General features: G+C 68.9%; 12 protein-coding genes. 7 read left to right on the top strand and 5 right to left on the bottom strand.

What is annotated here, in order from left to right:
- Nucleotides 1-68 precede the first annotated feature (68 nt).
- The 3 genes from ACOAMO_RS05025 to ACOAMO_RS05015 all read right to left on the bottom strand — a co-directional run bounded on the left by ACOAMO_RS05025 (nucleotide 69) and on the right by ACOAMO_RS05015 (nucleotide 3,114).
- Nucleotides 69-923, bottom strand: coding sequence for an ATP-binding cassette domain-containing protein (locus ACOAMO_RS05025; RefSeq protein WP_420176490.1), 855 nt, complete (start codon nucleotides 921-923; stop codon nucleotides 69-71).
- Complete coding sequence (locus ACOAMO_RS05020; RefSeq protein WP_420176489.1) at nucleotides 920-1,945, bottom strand: ABC transporter permease; 1,026 nt, start codon at nucleotides 1,943-1,945, stop codon at nucleotides 920-922. The genes ACOAMO_RS05025 and ACOAMO_RS05020 overlap by 4 nt, the downstream gene beginning before the upstream one ends.
- A gap of 188 nt (nucleotides 1,946-2,133) precedes the next feature.
- Entirely contained in the window at nucleotides 2,134-3,114 is a 981-nt protein-coding gene (locus ACOAMO_RS05015) for a substrate-binding domain-containing protein (protein WP_420176488.1), read from the bottom strand.
- A 75-nt stretch (nucleotides 3,115-3,189) separates the two neighbouring features.
- Here ACOAMO_RS05015 and ACOAMO_RS05010 point away from each other — a divergent pair, with 75 nt between their 5' ends.
- Nucleotides 3,190-3,930: a GntR family transcriptional regulator gene (locus ACOAMO_RS05010; RefSeq protein ID WP_420176487.1), complete on the top strand. Its 741-nt coding sequence runs from the start codon at nucleotides 3,190-3,192 to the stop codon at nucleotides 3,928-3,930.
- 31 nt (nucleotides 3,931-3,961) lie between these two features.
- Here the strand turns inward: ACOAMO_RS05010 and ACOAMO_RS05005 are convergent, their stop codons facing one another.
- On the bottom strand, nucleotides 3,962-4,477 hold the full coding sequence (locus ACOAMO_RS05005) for a hypothetical protein (protein ID WP_420176486.1): 516 nt from the start codon (nucleotides 4,475-4,477) through the stop codon (nucleotides 3,962-3,964).
- A gap of 214 nt (nucleotides 4,478-4,691) precedes the next feature.
- Here ACOAMO_RS05005 and ACOAMO_RS05000 point away from each other — a divergent pair, with 214 nt between their 5' ends.
- The 5 genes from ACOAMO_RS05000 (at nucleotide 4,692) to ACOAMO_RS04980 (ending at nucleotide 10,449) form a co-directional block, all read left to right on the top strand.
- Entirely contained in the window at nucleotides 4,692-5,471 is a 780-nt protein-coding gene (locus ACOAMO_RS05000) for an SDR family NAD(P)-dependent oxidoreductase (protein ID WP_420176485.1), read from the top strand.
- On the top strand, nucleotides 5,468-6,247 hold the full coding sequence (locus ACOAMO_RS04995; RefSeq protein WP_420176484.1) for a lysophospholipid acyltransferase family protein: 780 nt from the start codon (nucleotides 5,468-5,470) through the stop codon (nucleotides 6,245-6,247). Before ACOAMO_RS05000 ends, ACOAMO_RS04995 begins: the two co-directional genes overlap by 4 nt.
- A complete protein-coding gene (locus ACOAMO_RS04990; protein WP_420176483.1) occupies nucleotides 6,244-8,022 on the top strand; it encodes an FAD-binding oxidoreductase in 1,779 nt (592 codons plus the stop codon). The genes ACOAMO_RS04995 and ACOAMO_RS04990 overlap by 4 nt, the downstream gene beginning before the upstream one ends.
- 175 nt (nucleotides 8,023-8,197) lie before the next feature.
- Nucleotides 8,198-9,412: a lipid II:glycine glycyltransferase FemX gene (locus ACOAMO_RS04985; protein WP_420176482.1), complete on the top strand. Its 1,215-nt coding sequence runs from the start codon at nucleotides 8,198-8,200 to the stop codon at nucleotides 9,410-9,412.
- The gene (locus ACOAMO_RS04980; protein WP_420176481.1) at nucleotides 9,409-10,449 is read left to right on the top strand and encodes an alanine racemase; all 1,041 of its coding nucleotides are present in this window, start codon (nucleotides 9,409-9,411) and stop codon (nucleotides 10,447-10,449) included. Before ACOAMO_RS04985 ends, ACOAMO_RS04980 begins: the two co-directional genes overlap by 4 nt.
- 120 nt (nucleotides 10,450-10,569) lie before the next feature.
- Here the strand turns inward: ACOAMO_RS04980 and ACOAMO_RS04975 are convergent, their stop codons facing one another.
- Nucleotides 10,570-14,106 carry an ABC transporter permease gene (locus tag ACOAMO_RS04975; protein ID WP_420176480.1) on the bottom strand — a complete coding sequence of 1,179 codons (3,537 nt, stop codon included), beginning with the start codon at nucleotides 14,104-14,106 and terminating at the stop codon, nucleotides 10,570-10,572.
- Between the two features lie 769 nt (nucleotides 14,107-14,875).
- Here ACOAMO_RS04975 and ACOAMO_RS04970 point away from each other — a divergent pair.
- Nucleotides 14,876-16,111 carry a glycosyltransferase family 4 protein gene (locus ACOAMO_RS04970; protein ID WP_420176479.1) on the top strand — a complete coding sequence of 412 codons (1,236 nt, stop codon included), beginning with the start codon at nucleotides 14,876-14,878 and terminating at the stop codon, nucleotides 16,109-16,111.
- Nucleotides 16,112-16,115: the final 4 nt, after the last annotated feature.

Below are 16,115 nucleotides of genomic sequence, written 5' to 3'. Positions count from 1 at the left end.
GGTGGCGATCCGGAATCGCCGGGAAGCAGGCTCCCTGACCAGACCGATCGGGCCTCGACGGGATCGGCTCAGCCCTGCAGCTCGTGGGCAAGCGCCTCCAGCTCGGCGCCACCGGCCATCTCGGCGGTCAACTGGTCGAGCGTGATGGTCTCCTTGGTGCCGTCCAGACTCACCCGGCCCAGCTTCAGCACGACGAAGTGGTCCCCCACCAGCCAGGCGTGGTTGGGGTTGTGGGTGATGAAGATGACCGCCACCCCTGCCTCGCGAGCCTTGGCGATGTACTTCAACACCACGCCGGACTGCTTCACGCCCAGCGCGGCGGTGGGCTCGTCGAGCACCAGCACCTTGGCACCGAAGTGCACGGCGCGGGCGATCGCGACGCACTGCCGCTGACCACCCGACAGGGACCCGACGGGGGTCTCCAGATCGGGGATGGAGATGCCCATCCGGGTCAGCGACTCACCGGTGATCCGTTTCATCGCGTCGATGTCGAGCCGGCCAAAGGGCTTGCGGGTGATCTCGTTGCCCAGGAAGAAGTTGCGCCAGACCGCCATCAGCGGGGCCAGCGCCAGGTCCTGGTAGACCGTCGCGATGCCGGCCGCCTGGGCGTCCCGGGGTGAGCCGAAGCGCATCGGCTCGCCGTCCACCAGCAGCTCCCCGGAGGTGTGCTCGTGAAGCCCGGCGACGATCTTGATCAGCGTCGACTTGCCAGCACCGTTGTCACCCAACACACAGGTGACCTCCCCGGCCCGCGCGACGAGGTTCACCCCGCGCAGCGCCTCCACGTTCCCATAGGACTTCCCCGCCTCCCGCAACTCCAGGATCGGGGCCTCCACAGGCTCGGCCGCCGTGCTACCGCCCGATGACACCGGAATCTGGCCCCGGTCCCCGAGCTTGGCGAGGGGCTCGCGTGTCCCGCTCATCGCTGCTCCGCCTTTCGCTTGAGGTAGACATTCAGCAGGGTCGAGGCCAAGAGCATCACGCCCAGGAAGGTCTTGAACCAGTCGGGATTCCAGCCGGCGTAGTTGATGCCCAGCTGGGTCATGCCATAGATCAGGGCACCGACGGAGGCGCCCACGACGGATCCGAAGCCGCCGCTCATCAGGCAGCCGCCGATCACCGCGGCGATGATGTAGATGAACTCCTTGCCCACGCCCTCGCCGGACTGCACCACGCCATAGCCGAAGAGCAGGTGCATGCCGCTGAGCCAGGCGCAGAAGGCGACGAACAGGTAGAGCGCCACCTTGGTGCGTCGCACCGGCACGCCCGATGCGCGGGCCGCGGCCTCGTCACCGCCGACGGCCAGCACCCAGTTGCCCTGCCGGGTTCGCAACATCACCCAGGCGCCGACGATGGTCAGCAGCAGCCAGAAGAGCAGGGTCACCCGCAGCGTGATGGTGTGCTCCCCCAGCTGCAGCGCGAATTGCGAGGCGAACAGTTTGCGGGCCGAGTCCCAGCCCTCCATGTCGTCGATCGCGGCCGACGAGACATTGCCGCTGACCCACCGGGTGACGCCCAGGTTCACTCCTTGCAGCACGAAGAAGGTGCTCAAGGTGGTCAGGAAGCTGGGCAGTTTGGTCCTCACCAGCAACAGTCCGTTGACCAGGCCGATCGCCAGGGTCACCAGCAGGGCGAGCAGCACGCCCACCCACACGTTGAGGTTGAACCACCAGCTGAGCAGTGCGGCCGCCAGCCCGGCGGTGGTCACCAGCACGCCGGCGGACAGGTCGAACTCGCCACCGATCATCAGCATGGCCACCGGCACCGCCATCATCCCGATGGTCGAGGCCTGGTAGAGGATCGTGCCGACATTGTCGAGGTTGCGGAAGCTGGGGGCGACGGCCAGGAAGAAGATCATGATGGCCAGGCCGCCCACCAGCGAGCCGATCTCCGGCCGCACCAGCAGCCGGGTGGCCAAGGACCGACGCCGAGTCCGGTCGTCCATCGCCGGTTCGCCACGGTGGTCACCGTTCTCCCGCCGCTCTGACACCCCGTCAGCAGGGGTGGCGACGTCGGACCGCGCAGTGGCCGTGGATGGGACTGGCCCCCGAACCTGACCCTCTTCCGCTCCCCGAGCCTGTCGAGGGGCCTCGACAGGCTCGGCCGCCGCACCCAAGTCGCTCTTCGGTGTACTCATCGCTTGCCCGCCGCGGCGTACTCGGCGATCTGGTCCACATTCGACTCGTCGACGAAGGCCGGCCCGGTGAAGGTGGGGGTGCCGCCGCCGATGGTGTTGCCATTGGTGTTGTGGAGCCACAGGGCGTCGACGGCCAGGTAGCCCTGCAGGTAGGGCTGCTGGTCGACGGCGAAACTGATGCTGCCGTCCTTGATGGCCTTGACCAGCTCGGCATTGGTGTCGAAGGTGGCGATCTTGGCCTTGGAACCGGACTCGTCGACCGACTTCACCGCGGTCAGGGCAACGGCGGCCTTCAGCCCGAGCACCGTGTCGATGTCCTTGTCCTGCTGCAGTTTGGCGGTGATCTTGGTCTGTACGTCGGCGATGTCGGTCCCCACCACGTACAGCGTCTCGGTGGTGGGCAGCGCCTGCTTCACACCGGCGCAACGTGACTCATTGCCCACATTGCCCTGCTCGTGCAGGATGCACAGCACCTTCTTGGCACCGTCGGCCTTCAGCTTCTCGCCGGTCTTCTGGCCGGCCACCTTGTCCTCCTGGCCGAAGAAGCCGACCGCACCGAACTTCTGCCACTGGTCGACGCCACCGTTGAGGGCGGTGACGGGGATGCCGGCCTTCACGGCGCCCTGCACCGCGGCGCCCACCTGTTCGGGCTTCGACAGGGTGACGGCGATGCCGTCCACCTTCTTGTCGACGGCGGCATTCACCAGGGCTGCCTGCTCCGCCCCCTCGGGGTGTGCCTGGTACTCCAGGTTGATGCAGTCCTTCTTGGCGGCGTCCTCGGCACCCTTGCGGACCAGGTCCCAGAAGTCGTCGCCGGGGGCGGAGTGGGTGATGAGGGTCACGGTCATGGTGTTGCTGGTGCAACCCCCGGCCGCGGCGGAGCGCTCGGCCGCGGCGCGCCCCCCGGTGGCGGAGCAGCCGGTGGCCAGCAGCAGGGCGGCCAGGGCGGTGGCGGTGGTGACGAGGTGTGCTTTCACGAATCCTCCGACGAGTGGGGGGTGACAAAGGTCAACATTGTCACCCTACCCGAGGACACTGCTAGCTTGATTCCCATGCCCAGGACCCTCCCGGTGGTGGTGGACCGCAACAGCCCGGTCCCGCTCTACCACCAGCTCGCCGAGCAGTGGGCCAGTGCCATCTCCAGCGGGGCCCTCAAACCGGGCGACCCCTTCGAGAACGAGCTCGCCCTGGTGGCGCGCCTGCACCTGTCCCGCCCCACCATCCGCAAGGCCATCAACGAGCTGGTCCGCCAGGGCATGTTGGTGCGCCGCCGCGGCGTCGGGACGCACGTCGCCAGCCAGGTGGTGGGCAAGCAGAACTCGCTGACCACCCTCTTCGACGAGTTGCAGGGCGCCGGCCGCAACCCCCACACCCAGGTGCTGCGACTGCAGGCCTCGCGCCCCAACCGGGCCGCCGCCGAGGCGCTCGGCCTCCCCCCGGGCACCCCGCTGGTCTACCTGGAAAGGCTGCGCTTCAGCGACGGACAACCGCTGGTGTTGCTGCGCAGCTGGCTGCCGCCGGACTTCCACGACGTGTGCGTCGACGACTTCGTGGACCGCAGCCTGTACGCGGTGCTGTCCGAGCGCGGACACGAGAAGGCGGAGGCACGGCAGCGGATCGGCGCCCGGATGGCCACCGCCCGCGAGCGGCATCTGCTGGACCTGACCCGGGCCGATGCGGTGCTCACCGTCGAATGGTTGAGCCGCGACGCAGAGGGCAATGGTCTGGAATACGGGGAGCACTCCTATCGGGGCGACTCCTATGTCATCGATCACACCTTGCGGGCTGGCTGAAGGGAACAGCCGGATCGAGGGGACGGACGGATCAGGCGAAGCCGTCGTAGACCAGGTTGGTGACCTGGACCAGTTCGGTGATCTGGGTCCGGTCGGTGCCCTGCAGCCACAGCACTCCTCCGTCAAGCGCGGCGAAGCAGTTGGCCACGCCGTCGTCACGGCCACAGGTGGCCCGGCCCGTGGTGCGGCGCTCGTCGAGCCCAGCGGTGACCTTGTTGAAGTCGAGGCCCGGCGAGAGCGTCATCATCAACATCTGGTCCTCGCTGGCGCCGGTGTACATGCCGTCGCTACCGCTGTAGTCACCCACGGTGGTCGGCAACTTGGCGGTGGTGAACTTCTTGGTGCCGGCGGGGGCCGCCGCGCCCGTCGCGCCGGGTGTCCCGGTGACGGTTGGGGTGCTGGCAGGTTCGGATGCGGCGGACGTGGAACTGCTGGATTGCGCCGGGCTGTTCTGGCCGGGCGTCGGTGGGTCCTGGTCGGAGCCGCATCCGGACAACACTGTCAGGGCCACGAGCGTGCCCAGGGCAAGGCGACGATGGATCGACATGACTCTCCCAACCGATTGGCTCTCCCCGCCGAATGGCCCTGGGAAGGCCGGAGAGGTTCCAGCGTAGTACCGGATGAGCCCGCGCCGCAGGATCCTGGAGCAGTCGAAGAGCACCGCGGCCGGGGCGCGAACCGCATCCGTTCATGGCCCCCGCACGAGGCGGCGCGCTCGCCGCGGTGGCACAGTGCGCTTCACAGTGCCGTAAGTTTGAGGCATGGCAACTGCTCTGGTCACCGGGGGAACCTCCGGCATCGGGAACGCCTTCGTGCGCGCACTGGCCGCGCGCGGAGACGATGTCGTCGTGGTCGCCCGCGACGAAGAACGCATGAAGACCATCGCCGACGACCTGCAGGGCAAGCACGGGGTCACCATCACCTGCCTGCCCGCAGACCTCAGCGTGGCCGACGACGTGACGCGGATCGCCGACTGGATCGAGGATCCCGCCCATCCACTCGATCTGGTGGTCAACAACGCCGGATTCGGGCTTCACGCGCGGCTGCTCGACAAGCAGGCCCTCGAGACCCAACGACGTGCCTTCAACCTGATGTGCTTCGCCGTGCTGCAGCTCTCGGGAGCCGCCGGGCGCGCCATGCGCGAACGCGGCCACGGCCGCATCATCAACGTCTCGTCCACCAGTTCGTGGATCTTCAGCGGCAACTACTCCGCCATCAAGGCGTGGGTGCGCAGCTACACCGAGGCGCTGGCCATCGAGCTGCAGGGCACCGGCGTCACCGCCACCGCCCTGTGCCCTGGTTGGGTGCACACCGAATTCCACTCCCGCGCCGGCGTCAGCTCCGACAACCTGCCCGGCTTCGTCTGGGTGGATCCCGACGTGCTGGTGCGCGAGGCCCTGGCCGACGCAGAGGCCGGCAAGCCGATCTCCATCCCCAGCCTGAAGTGGAAGGCCGCGATCTTCCTGGCCCGGCTGCCCGTCGCGCCGCCGGTGGTGCGCTTCCTGTCCCGCAAGCTCTCCTCGAGCAGGCACAAGCAATGAGCTCCCTTTTCGATCGCGTGAAGTTCCCCGGCGGCGAGCGAGCGCGATACCGCTCCAAGCCGCTGGCAGCCACGCGCACCAGCGCCCAGCTCCTGCTGCTCAAACCCGCCATCTGGCGGCTGCTCGACGTGCACGTGCACGGCAAGGAGAACCTGGACGACCTGGAGGGCGCCTTCATCGCGATTGCCAACCACTCCAGCCACTTCGACGCGCCGCTGATCATCGGCTCGCTGCCGCGCAAGCACTCCGAATTCCTGTCCGCGGGCGCCGCCGCCGACTACTTCTTCGACGCCTGGTGGAAGGCCGCCCCCACGGCGCTGTTCTTCAACGCCTTCCCCGTCGACCGCAAGGGCACCCGCGGACGCAAGGGCATGGCGGGCAACCTGCTCAGCGACGGGGTGCCGCTGCTGCTCTTCCCCGAGGGCACCCGCAGCCGCACCGGCGCGATGGCCCCCTTCAAGCCGGGCGCGGCGGCCCTGTGCATCAGCCGCGATGTGCCCGCCGTCCCGATCGCCCTGGTGGGCGCCTATGCCGCCTGGCCCTCGACGCAGAAGTCGCTGCCACGCAACCGGCCCACCGTGCACGTGGTGATCGGACGCCCGATGCACCCGCATCCCGGAGAGATCGCCCACCAGTTCAACGAACGGCTGCGTCGCCAGGTGCTGGAGCTGCACGACTCCACTGCCCGCGCCTACGGCATGAAGACACTGGCCGAATACGCCCACACCACAGCGCTCGAGCAGGCAGCGAGCACCCCGACCGAGGAGACCAAGTGAAGCCCACCAGCGATACCCCCAGCGTGATCCAGCCCGAACGTGGCGATCAGGTGAAGCGCCAGAAGTGGTGGGGTTGGGGTGCCGATGGTGACAAGCCCTACGCGATCCACAACAAGCCCAAGTTCCCGCCCTTCGCCAAGGAGGTGCTGGGCGTCGACATCCTGGCCAAGGAGCTGGTGGATCCCCGCTTCGAGGATCTCGACGTGCCCGAGAGCCAGCTGAGCGACCAGCTGCGTGACGCGCTGGTGGCCGCCGTCGGCCAGGAGAACGTGGGCACCGACGCAGAACTGCGCGTCATCCACTCCTACGGCAAGGGCGTGCGCGACCTGGTGCGGGTGCGCCGCGGCCAGCTGGGCCGGGTGCCCGACGCCGTAGTCTACCCGGGCAGCACCGACGAGGTGCAGGCCGTGATGTCGGCGGCGCTGGAGGCCAATGCCGTGGTGATCCCCTACGGCGGCGGGTCCAACATCGTCGCGGCCCTGGAAGCCGAGCCGGGCGAGACGCGCCAGGTGCTCAGCGTGAACATGGGCCGCATGAACAAGGTGCTCGAGATCGACGAGACCGCGCAGATCGCGCTGATCCAGGCCGGTGCCCTGGGCCCCGACATGGAGGAGCAGCTCAACCAGCAGGGTTGGACGCTGGGCCACTTCCCCGACAGTTTCGTGTGGTCGACCGTCGGCGGCTGGATCGCCACTCGTTCCTCGGGTTCACAGTCGGACAAGTACGGCGACATCGCCGAGGTGACCCGCGGTCTGCAGATGGTGCTGCCCGCCGACGAGGGCGCCGAGCCCCGCGCCCAGGTGCTGGAACTCAGCCCACTGCCGTCCTACTCGTCGGGCCCGAGCGTGCGTGAGATGGTCCTGGGCTCCGAAGGCCGACTGGGAATCATCACCCAGGCGTGGATGCAGGTGCACCGCCTGCCGGAGGCGCGCGAGGTGCAGGCCTACTTCTACCCCAACTACGAGGCGGGCCTGAAGGCGGCCGAACTGATCGCCCACAGCGACGTGCAGCCGATGATGCTGCGCGTCAGCGACGCGAACGAGACCAAGTTCTCCATGGCCAATGGCTCGGCGAACAAGTCCAAGAAGAGCCACTACTCCAACCTCGCCGTGCGCAAGTTGATGGAGGCCAAGGGCTGGGACCTGGACCAGATCTGCATCTCCTTCGTCGGCTTCGAGGGCAGCCCGGTGCACGTGCGCTACGCCAAGAGCGTGGTGAACAAGATCGTGCGTGCCCAGGGCGGCCTGAACGTCGGCAAGGGGCCCGGCACCCTGTTCGACCAGAAGAAGTACGACATCCCCTACATCCGCGACTTCCTGCTCAACATCGGCATTCCCGCTGACGTGAGCGAGACCGCCACGCCGTGGAGCCGCACCGTCGAGATGCACCGCGAGACGGTCAAGGCCGCCACCAAGGCGTGGGAGGAGACCGGGCACCGCGGCTTCATCATGTGCCACCTCTCGCACAGCTACCACGCCGGCGCCTGCCAGTACTTCACCTTCGCCATCGCCGATGCGTCCGACGAGAGCATGAAGACCTATGACCACGTCAAGCGCGCGGTGCAGCAGTCCTTCGTCGAGCACGGCGGCACGGTGAGCCACCACCACGGCGTCGGCGAGGAGCACTCGCCGTGGATGGAGCAGGACATCTCCCCGGCCGGCGTGCACATCCAGCGCAAGCTGTTCGAGGGCGTCGATCCGGGCAACAACCTGAACCCCGGCAAGATCGTCCACGACGGCAAGCCGGGCATCAGCTCCAATTCCGAGGACGCCTGAGGCCCGGAACGGAAAATCCCGTCAGAAGTTGGTCGAAAAACGCGCGCCAAGGAAATTTGAACGTGTCCACCGCCGTATGAGGCCAACTTCTGACGGGAATTGCCGACGGCCGGCCGTGGGCGACGTGGTCAGCGGGATCCGCTGCGGTTCAGGCGGGGTCCGGTAGCCTCGAAGGGTGACCATCACCGTGCGACAGATCACCGCCGCCGAACATCTCGCCTTCGTCGAGGCCAAGGCCGCGGACCAGAGCTTTCCCACCACCGTCAGCTTCCTGCAGCTGCCCGCCTGGGCCAAGGTGAAGCCGGAATGGGGCAATGAATCACTGGGCTTCTTCGACGGCAGTGAACTCATCGGGGCCGGGCTGGTGCTCTACCGCCAGTTGCCCAAGGTGAAGCGCTCGCTCGCCTACCTGCCCGAGGGGCCGGTCGTCGACTGGCTGCGCGACGACCTGGACGAGATCCTCACCGCCCTGGCCACCCACGTGAAGCGCAAGGGCGCCTTCGGGGTGCGGATCGGCCCGGCGATCGTCGAACGCGCCTGGGGACCCGACACCATCAAGCAGGCCATCGCCGACGAGAAGGTGACCATGCTCGGCCAGGTCACCCCCGACGTGACCCGCCCCGAGGTGGCGAAGGTCGCCACCACGCTGCGCAAGCTCGGTTGGCAGGCGCCCAAGGACGGCGAGGGCTTCGCCGCAGGACAGCCCAAGTTCAACTTCCAGCTGCCGCTGGCCCACGACGACGGCACCCCCAAGAGCGCCGACGAGGTGCTCAAGGGCATGAACCAGCTGTGGCGTCGCAACATCAAGAAGGCCGACAAGGCCGGCGTCGAGGTCATCCGCGGCACCCGCGACGACCTGGCCGCCTTCCACGAGGTCTACCTGGTCACCGCCGAGCGCGACAACTTCCACCCACGGCCGCTGTCCTACTTCCAGACCATGTGGGACGCGCTGAACGGTGAGCACGACGACCGGATGCGCGTCTACCTGGCCAAGCACGAGGACGACGTGGTCGCCGCCACCACCTGGATCCAGGTGGGCAAGCACAGCTGGTACTCCTATGGCGCCAGCTCCAACTCCAAGCGCGAGGTGCGCGGCTCCAATCGCATCCAGTGGCAGATGATGCAGGACTCGCTCGAGGCCGGTGCCACCGTCTACGACCTGCGCGGCATCGTCGAGGGAGTGGGGGCCGACGATCCCGAGATCGGACTGATCCAGTTCAAGGTGGGCACCGGTGGCCAGGCCATCGCCTACCCCGGTGAATGGGACCTGCCCATCAACAAGCCGCTGTATGCAGTCTTCGACGCGTACATGAACCGCGCGAAGATCAAGGCCACGCTCGCCGAGAAGGCCGCCCCGGTGGCCTCCGTGATGAAGAAGGTGAAGCGATGAGCCTGGCACTGATCATCGACACCGAGGCCTGGCGCACCCACCTGCGCAACTTCGCCGAAGAGGCACCCGGGCTGGTGCCCGTCGCCAAGGGCAATGGCTACGGCTACGGGCTGGAGCGCCTGGCGCAGGAGACCTCGCTGCTGGCCCAGCACAGGCAGACCGTCGACACCCTCGCCGTGGGAACCCAGCCCGAGATCGCGAAGGTGCGCGCCGGCGGCTGGGAGGGCGACGTCGTCGTCCTCACCCCGTGGAGCCGACACGACGGTGAGCAGGTGCTGCACGACGAGCGCGTGATCAGCACCATCGCCCGGTTGGACGACCTGGATGCCGCCCGGCAGGCCAACCCGCGCGCCCGCGTCGTGCTGGAGCTGATGACCTCGATGCGTCGCCATGGCCTGACCGTCGACGAGCTGCCCCGCGTTGCCGAGCGCTTGGGCGAACTGCAGGTGGAGGGCTGGACCATCCACTTGCCGATGGTGGCCGCAGACCGGCTGGGCGAGGCCCGTGCCCTGGCGGCCGGCGCCCTGGCCACTCGTCGTGCGCCCCTGTGGCTGAGCCACCTGACGGCGCAGGAGTACGACACCCTCCGCGCCGAGGTCTCCGTCGCGACCCGCCTGCGGGTGGGCACCAAGCTGTGGCTGGGCGCCCCGAGGACGCGTCGCACCACCGCCCGCGTGCTCGACATGCACCCCGTGCGCCGCGGCGAGCGGATCGGCTACTGGCAGCGCCGGATGCCCACCGACGGCTGGGTGGTCGTCGTCAGCGGCGGCACCGCCAACGGCATCGCGCTGGAGGCTCCCACCTCGGCCGCGACGCTGCGCCAGCGCGCCATCACGCTGGCCACCGGATCGCTGGAGGCGGCCGGGTTTGCGCTGAGCCCTTACACCGTCGCGGGCAAGAAGCGATTCTTCGTCGAACCCCCGCACATGCAGAGTTCGCTGGTCTTCCTGCCGGGAGCCGGCTCGGTGGCCATCGGCGACGAGCTGCCGGTGCAGGTGCGGTTGACCACGGTCACCGTCGACGAGATCCGCGGCTGAGGCCACACCCGGGATTTCGACGTGCGCGGTCATCTGCGCACGCGCTGGCGACGGGTGCACGCACTGCACCACGTGCCGATGTAATTTCGACGTGCGCGCTCATCCCCGCACGTCGAAATCTCAGGCGACGGGCTCGTCGCGAACCGTCGGCACCCGCTTCGGCTCCGGGTCACGGGCCCGCAGGATGGCCAGGGCGCTGAGCAGTAGCCCTCCGCCCAGCCAAGCGATCAGGATCGCTGCACTGGTGGCACCACCCGGTGCCCCGGTGAGCAGTGCCCGCACCCAGTCGATGGCGGGGGTGATCGGCGACAGACTGCGCATCACCGACATCGTCTCGGGGTAGGCCTGGGTGAGCAGCCCCGCCGCTGCGAGCAGGGCGAAGGCGGCGGCCACCAGTCGGCCGAAACCGCGCAGGAAGGCGACGAGCGCGTGGTTGACCGCGGCGAAGGTCACGCTCGAGATGACCAGGGCCGCCGTGACTGCCAGCCAACGATCGGCACTCATGTCCAGCACGGCCCGCCCCACGGCACTGACCGCCAGCCCCTGCAGGGCCGCCAGGCCAGCGGCGGGGGCCATCTCCTGGGCCAACAGGCGGCCCGACGCCTCGGTGGAGCGACGTGCTCGGCTGCTGATCGGGGCCAAGGCGCTGTGCAGGCCCATGGCACCGGCCCACAGCGAGAGCAGCATCAGCATGCTCACCCACCCGATGTTGCGGAAGGCATTGGTCTGCGAGACGTCGATCGGCTGGCTGACCACGTCGGTGAGCTTCTGGCGATCCTCGTCGCTGTAGTCGGGCAGCTGCGACTGGGCGCTGTCCACCCGCTTGGCGACGGTGGTGCTGCGCTCGGTCTGCTGGTGCGCCTTGGTCGTGACGGTGGCGGTGCGGGTGTTGACCACACCGCTGGACTGCTGCAGCGCGCTGACCTGCTGTTGCACCGCGGCGGCCTGCCCCTGAGCGGCGGTGGCACGCTCGGCGGCCTCCACCGTCGAACTCTGCAAAGCATCCATCTGCTCGTTGAGCCGCGTCATCTCCTGCGCCACGGCGGTGGTGTTGTCGCTCACCCGGGTGGCCTCGGCGCCCAGCTCGTCGGCGTCGCCCTGCAGGCCTCTCATCGAGTCGGCCAGCTCGGCCATGCCCGCGTTCAGGCTCGACAGGCTCTTCTGCAGGGCCTGCACGGTGCTGACCTGCTGGGCGGCGACGGTGTCCATCTGGCCCGCGCCCTCGGTGAGCGCCTTGGAGGCGTCGGATGAGGCAGCGATCTTGCTGAGACCCTCGTTGCCACTGGTCAGGGCCTCCTGGAGCTCGGCCAGCTGCTCGGTCACCTCGACGCTCGAGCTGTCGAGCTGGTCCAGGGCGGTGGTGACCTGCTCGTCGGTCAGGTCGCCGGCAACCGGTGGGTTGGGCTGCGCACTGGGCTGGGTTGGGTCGGCACTGGGCCGGGTTGGGTCGACGCTGGGCTGGTCGGTGGGACCAGCCGACGGTGCATCGGAGGGCGCGGGCCCGGGCTGCGTCGTCGCGCTGGGTTCCGGACGCTGGCTGGGCTCGGGCTCCTGACTCGGCTCCGGTTCCTGACTCGGCTCCGGTTCCTGACTCGGCTCCGGTTCCTGACTGGGTTCCGGATTCTCGCTGGGTTCGGGCTCCTGACTCGGCTCCGGATCACCAGTGGGCTCAGGCGTCTGGCTGGGCTCAGGGCTCTGGCTGGGCTCGGGAGTCTGACTCGGCTCGGGCTCCGACGGGGCGGGCGGTGTCAGGTCGAGCCCGGCCACCCGGTCGGCCAAGTCGTCGAGCGTCTTGACCGTCTGGGCCCGGCTGGACTCCAGACCCCCCAGCGCGTCGGCCATGGCCTGCGCGCTGCTGCGCACCGACTCGATCTGGGTGGCGTGCCCGCTGTTGTCCAGGCCCGCCAGCACCTCGTCGACGGCCTTGTTGTAGCCGGCCGCCAGACCCTGCTTGCAGGCCCGGATCTCGGCCGCCTGCGTCTTCTTGTCGTACTCCTGGCACTCGGGCGGGATGTTGCCCAGACCATTGTTCGCGTTGACCTTGGTGGTCGGCAGCGATTCGCGCAGCTTCTGGTAGCTGGTCTCCAGCTCCTTGGCCGCGGCCAGGTTGGCGGCCGCCTGCTTCTCCAGTTCGGGAACCTGGCCCTCGGAGTCCTCCAGGGCACGAGCCGCCGCCCGCAGCTCGGTGACGATCGCGTCCCGCTCCTGCGGCGTGGCCTGCTGCGGCAAGGCCTGGGCGCGCATGATCGTGGCGCCCACTGCCTGCTGTGCCGGCGGTGCCACCTGGCGCCCCTCGCTCGCGGACCCCACCCGGGCGTTGCCGGGCACGCGAGTGGCCGATCGCGACTGGGTGGCCTGGTCAGAGCTCGCCTGGGCAGGGTTCGTTTGGGCAGAGCTGGGGCTCGCCTGGGCCGTGCTGGTGGTCGACGGGCTGGCCGACCCGGATCCCGACGTTGCGGCAGCCACCTGGCGGGGTCCGTCCTCGCGGATCACCCGCTCGACGGGCCCCTCCGGAGCAGCAGCCTGCGGGGCGCTGGCCTGCTGGGTGCGTCCCGTCACCGTGCGCACGGCGCTGGTCACCACCTGGACGTTCTCGACGTAGCCCTCCAGGCTGCCCTGCACGGCGCCCAGCTGCTCCTGCAGTTCTGCCTGGGCGCGCACCGCCTCGCCCACCTCACCGGTGTAACGCTGCGCGGCCTCCTTGTTCTGGGCCGCGGCCTTGGCCACCTGCTCGGCAGAGGTCTGGACGCGGGCCCCCTCGGCCGCGGCCTCCTGCACCCGCTTGGTGCTGGCATCGGTGCCCTTGCGGGCGGCGTCGGCCGTCTCGGAGACTCCTTCGGCCTTGCGGGCCACCTCGTCGATGGCCTCGCCCTGCTCGCCGCTGACCGACGACGCCGTCGAGGCCGACTCCTTGGCGGCCGTCTCCTGGTTCTGCACCTCCTGGGCACCCTGCGCCGAGCGTTGCGCAGAGTCGACCAACTCACCGGTGCTGCCGCCAGCCTGCTGCGCCTCACGCGAGGCCTGGTCGGAGGCCTGCTGGGCTGTGCGCGCGTCCTCCTCCAGGGCCCCGGCGGCCTGCGCGGCCTCGTGGGCGACGCTGGCGGTCTCCCCCAGCGACGTGCCGACCGCGGCGGAGGTGACGAAGAGGTTGTCCAGGTAGGTGCGAGTCACCGAATTGGACACCGACTGGGTGGCGGCCGCAGACAACTGCGAGAAGACCATCTGGTCACTGACGCCGGAGATGGGCGATCGCTCCACCACCAAGGTCGCCTTCTGGTCTGCCCCGCCACTGCTCGTGCCGGTGAGCACCTTGGAGAAGGTGGGCGGGATCACGACGACGGCGGAGAAGCGGCCGGCCGCCAGCCCCTCACGCGCCTCGGTGGGAGAGACGCCATAGCGCCAGGTGAAGTTGGGGCCCTTCTGGTTCTTGAGCTGCAGGGCGTATTCCTGCCCGAGCCTGATCGGCTTTCCGGAGACGACGCTGCCCTGGTCGAGGTTGACGATGGCGGCCTCGGCCTGGCTCAACCGCCCAGTGGAACCGGAGGTGGCCCAGAGGAAACCGGAGATGATGACCAAGGGCAACAGCAGGATGCCGATGACGCTCAGCAGCCGGCCATCGGCCCAGTTGCGGGCGCGCGAGACGAGGGAACCGCTCATGGGCACCCCCCGTTCCGGCCGCAGCCCGCAGCAGCCCTCGTCTCATCCGCTCGTCCGGGCGTGGATCGGCGATCTCCGCTGACGGCTCGGATTCCCCCGCCGAACAGCCCGTGGACACCAGCATCACCCACGCCCCCGCGACGAGAGTCGGGCAACACGCACAAATCGCTTGCCTGCAAGGGAAAGGTTGGTTCGGTGAAGCTGGGGTCCACCCGGAAAGGCCAAGCAGCCGCCCCACCCCCGGTGGGCGGCATGGTGCGTCGGAGCCCACGCTGGGCCCCAACTCCATGACGACTGCAGTTCAAAGATTTTCCTGTCCACAACAAGTGCGGATGCCCGTCCACCACTGGCCAGTGGTGCAGCTGCATCCGCGCGTCCTAGGGTATCCGTCCACGCCCTGACGCCGCCCCCGCCGACCCCGGCCATTTGGACCCATCTGATCCGGTTCTGCCTGTTCCACGATGACCCATGGCACGGCAATCCCTCAGACGCCTTCAGGCAACGCTCAGGCACGGGGGTCCAACGGGCCCGAAATGCCGGGATCTCCCGCCACACAAGAGATTTCATGTGGGTCATCCGACCACTTACTTTCAGCTTGCGTACAGCTTTCGCCACACGCCCCGCGACGCCGTGGGTGCCCGCGACGGTGGGCACGGGCACTAGCATGAAACGGTCACCCCGGGCGGCTCCCCGGACCAACCCCGTCGAGCCAACCGCACCCCGTCGGGCCAGCAGCCCCGGGCCGACAACCAGGACACAGTTACAGGACATGAGGAACACGCAGATGGACGAGCGCTCCCGCACCGCACCGGCTCGCCGAGTGCTGGCAATCAACCAGTACGCCTTCCCCCGGGAGTACGGCGGCATCACGCGCACCTTCGACATGCTCAGCAGACTGCGTGGCTGGGACTTCCGCATCATCTCCAGTGCCCGTCACCACACCACGGGCGAGCTGATGAGCTCGGTCGACAAGCGCTTCAACCTGGTGCCCGTGCCCGCCTATGCCGGCAACGGCGGCAAGCGCATCCTGGGCTGGGGCGTCTTCGCCGTCGAGGCCTTCGCCACCGGGCTGGGCAAGCGCTGCGACGTGGTCTTCGCCTCCTCCCCGCAGCTGCTCGCCCCCGCCGCGGGCGCCGCGCTCGCCGCCGTGCGCAAGAAGCCCTTCGTGATGGAGGTGCGTGACCTGTGGCCCGAGAGCCTGGTCAGCGGCGGCTCCCTCAAGGAGGGCAGCCCGCTGCACAAGGTGCTCGTCGGCCTGGAGCGCACCCTCTACCGCCGCGCCGAGCAGATCATCGTGGTCACCGACGGCTGGGAGGACCACTTCCGCGGGCTGGGCATCGACACCGCCAAGCTCAACGTGGTGGGCAATGGCGCCGACCTCAGCGAGTTCGACGTGCCCGAGACCAAGGAAGAGGTGCGCAGCCGCCTGGGCCTGACGCGTTTCACCGCGGTCTTCAGCGGCAACCACTCCAGCTATGTCGGTCTCGACCTGATCCTGGAGGCCGCCGAGCAGCTGCCCGACGTCGACTTCCTGCTGATCGGTTCCGGTTCCCGCAAGCAGTGGGCCGTCGACGAGGTGGCCGCCCGCAAGCTCACCAATGTCCGCTTCCACGACCAGGTGCCCAAGGACCAGCTGGTGGCGCTGCTCAAGGCCGGCGACGTCGGCCTGCACACCGTCAGCCCGCAGAGCGTCTTCAACAAGGGCATGAGCCCCAACAAGCTGTATGACTACATGGCCTCGGGCCTGGCCGTGGTCTCCAATGCCAAGCAGCCACTGCGCAAGGTGATCAGCGACGACGAGGTGGGTGCGGTCGTGGAGCCCACCGAGCTGGTGGAGGGCATCCGTCGGGTGCGCGACGCCGACGCCGCCACCCTGGAGCGCTGGCATGCCCGCGCCCGCCAGCTGATGACCGAGCGGTTCAGCCTGCAGGCCAGTGCCGATGCCCTGGAGCAGGCCCTGGATCGGGCCGTCACCCAGTACCGGGCGCGCACCGGACGCGACTGACACC

This window comes from Luteococcus struthionis (genome assembly GCF_048595755.1).
Lineage (GTDB): Bacteria > Actinomycetota > Actinomycetes > Propionibacteriales > Propionibacteriaceae > Luteococcus.
The sequence above is the reverse complement of the archived record's forward strand: the minus strand, read 5'-3'. Positions and strand labels throughout refer to the sequence as shown.

Bases quoted from the DNA above. Each gene is read 5' to 3' on its own strand.
- ACOAMO_RS05005 (WP_420176486.1), bottom strand. From the start codon at position 4,477: ATGTCGATCCATCGTCGCCTTGCCCTGGGCACGCTCGTGGCCCTGACA.
- ACOAMO_RS04980 (WP_420176481.1), top strand. From the start codon at position 9,409: ATGAGCCTGGCACTGATCATCGACACCGAGGCCTGGCGCACCCACCTG.
- ACOAMO_RS04975 (WP_420176480.1), bottom strand. From the start codon at position 14,106: ATGAGCGGTTCCCTCGTCTCGCGCGCCCGCAACTGGGCCGATGGCCGG.
- ACOAMO_RS04995 (WP_420176484.1), top strand. From the start codon at position 5,468: ATGAGCTCCCTTTTCGATCGCGTGAAGTTCCCCGGCGGCGAGCGAGCG.
- ACOAMO_RS05020 (WP_420176489.1), bottom strand. From the start codon at position 1,945: ATGGACGACCGGACTCGGCGTCGGTCCTTGGCCACCCGGCTGCTGGTG.
- ACOAMO_RS05000 (WP_420176485.1), top strand. From the start codon at position 4,692: ATGGCAACTGCTCTGGTCACCGGGGGAACCTCCGGCATCGGGAACGCC.
- ACOAMO_RS05025 (WP_420176490.1), bottom strand. From the start codon at position 923: ATGAGCGGGACACGCGAGCCCCTCGCCAAGCTCGGGGACCGGGGCCAG.
- ACOAMO_RS05010 (WP_420176487.1), top strand. From the start codon at position 3,190: ATGCCCAGGACCCTCCCGGTGGTGGTGGACCGCAACAGCCCGGTCCCG.
- ACOAMO_RS04970 (WP_420176479.1), top strand. From the start codon at position 14,876: ATGAGGAACACGCAGATGGACGAGCGCTCCCGCACCGCACCGGCTCGC.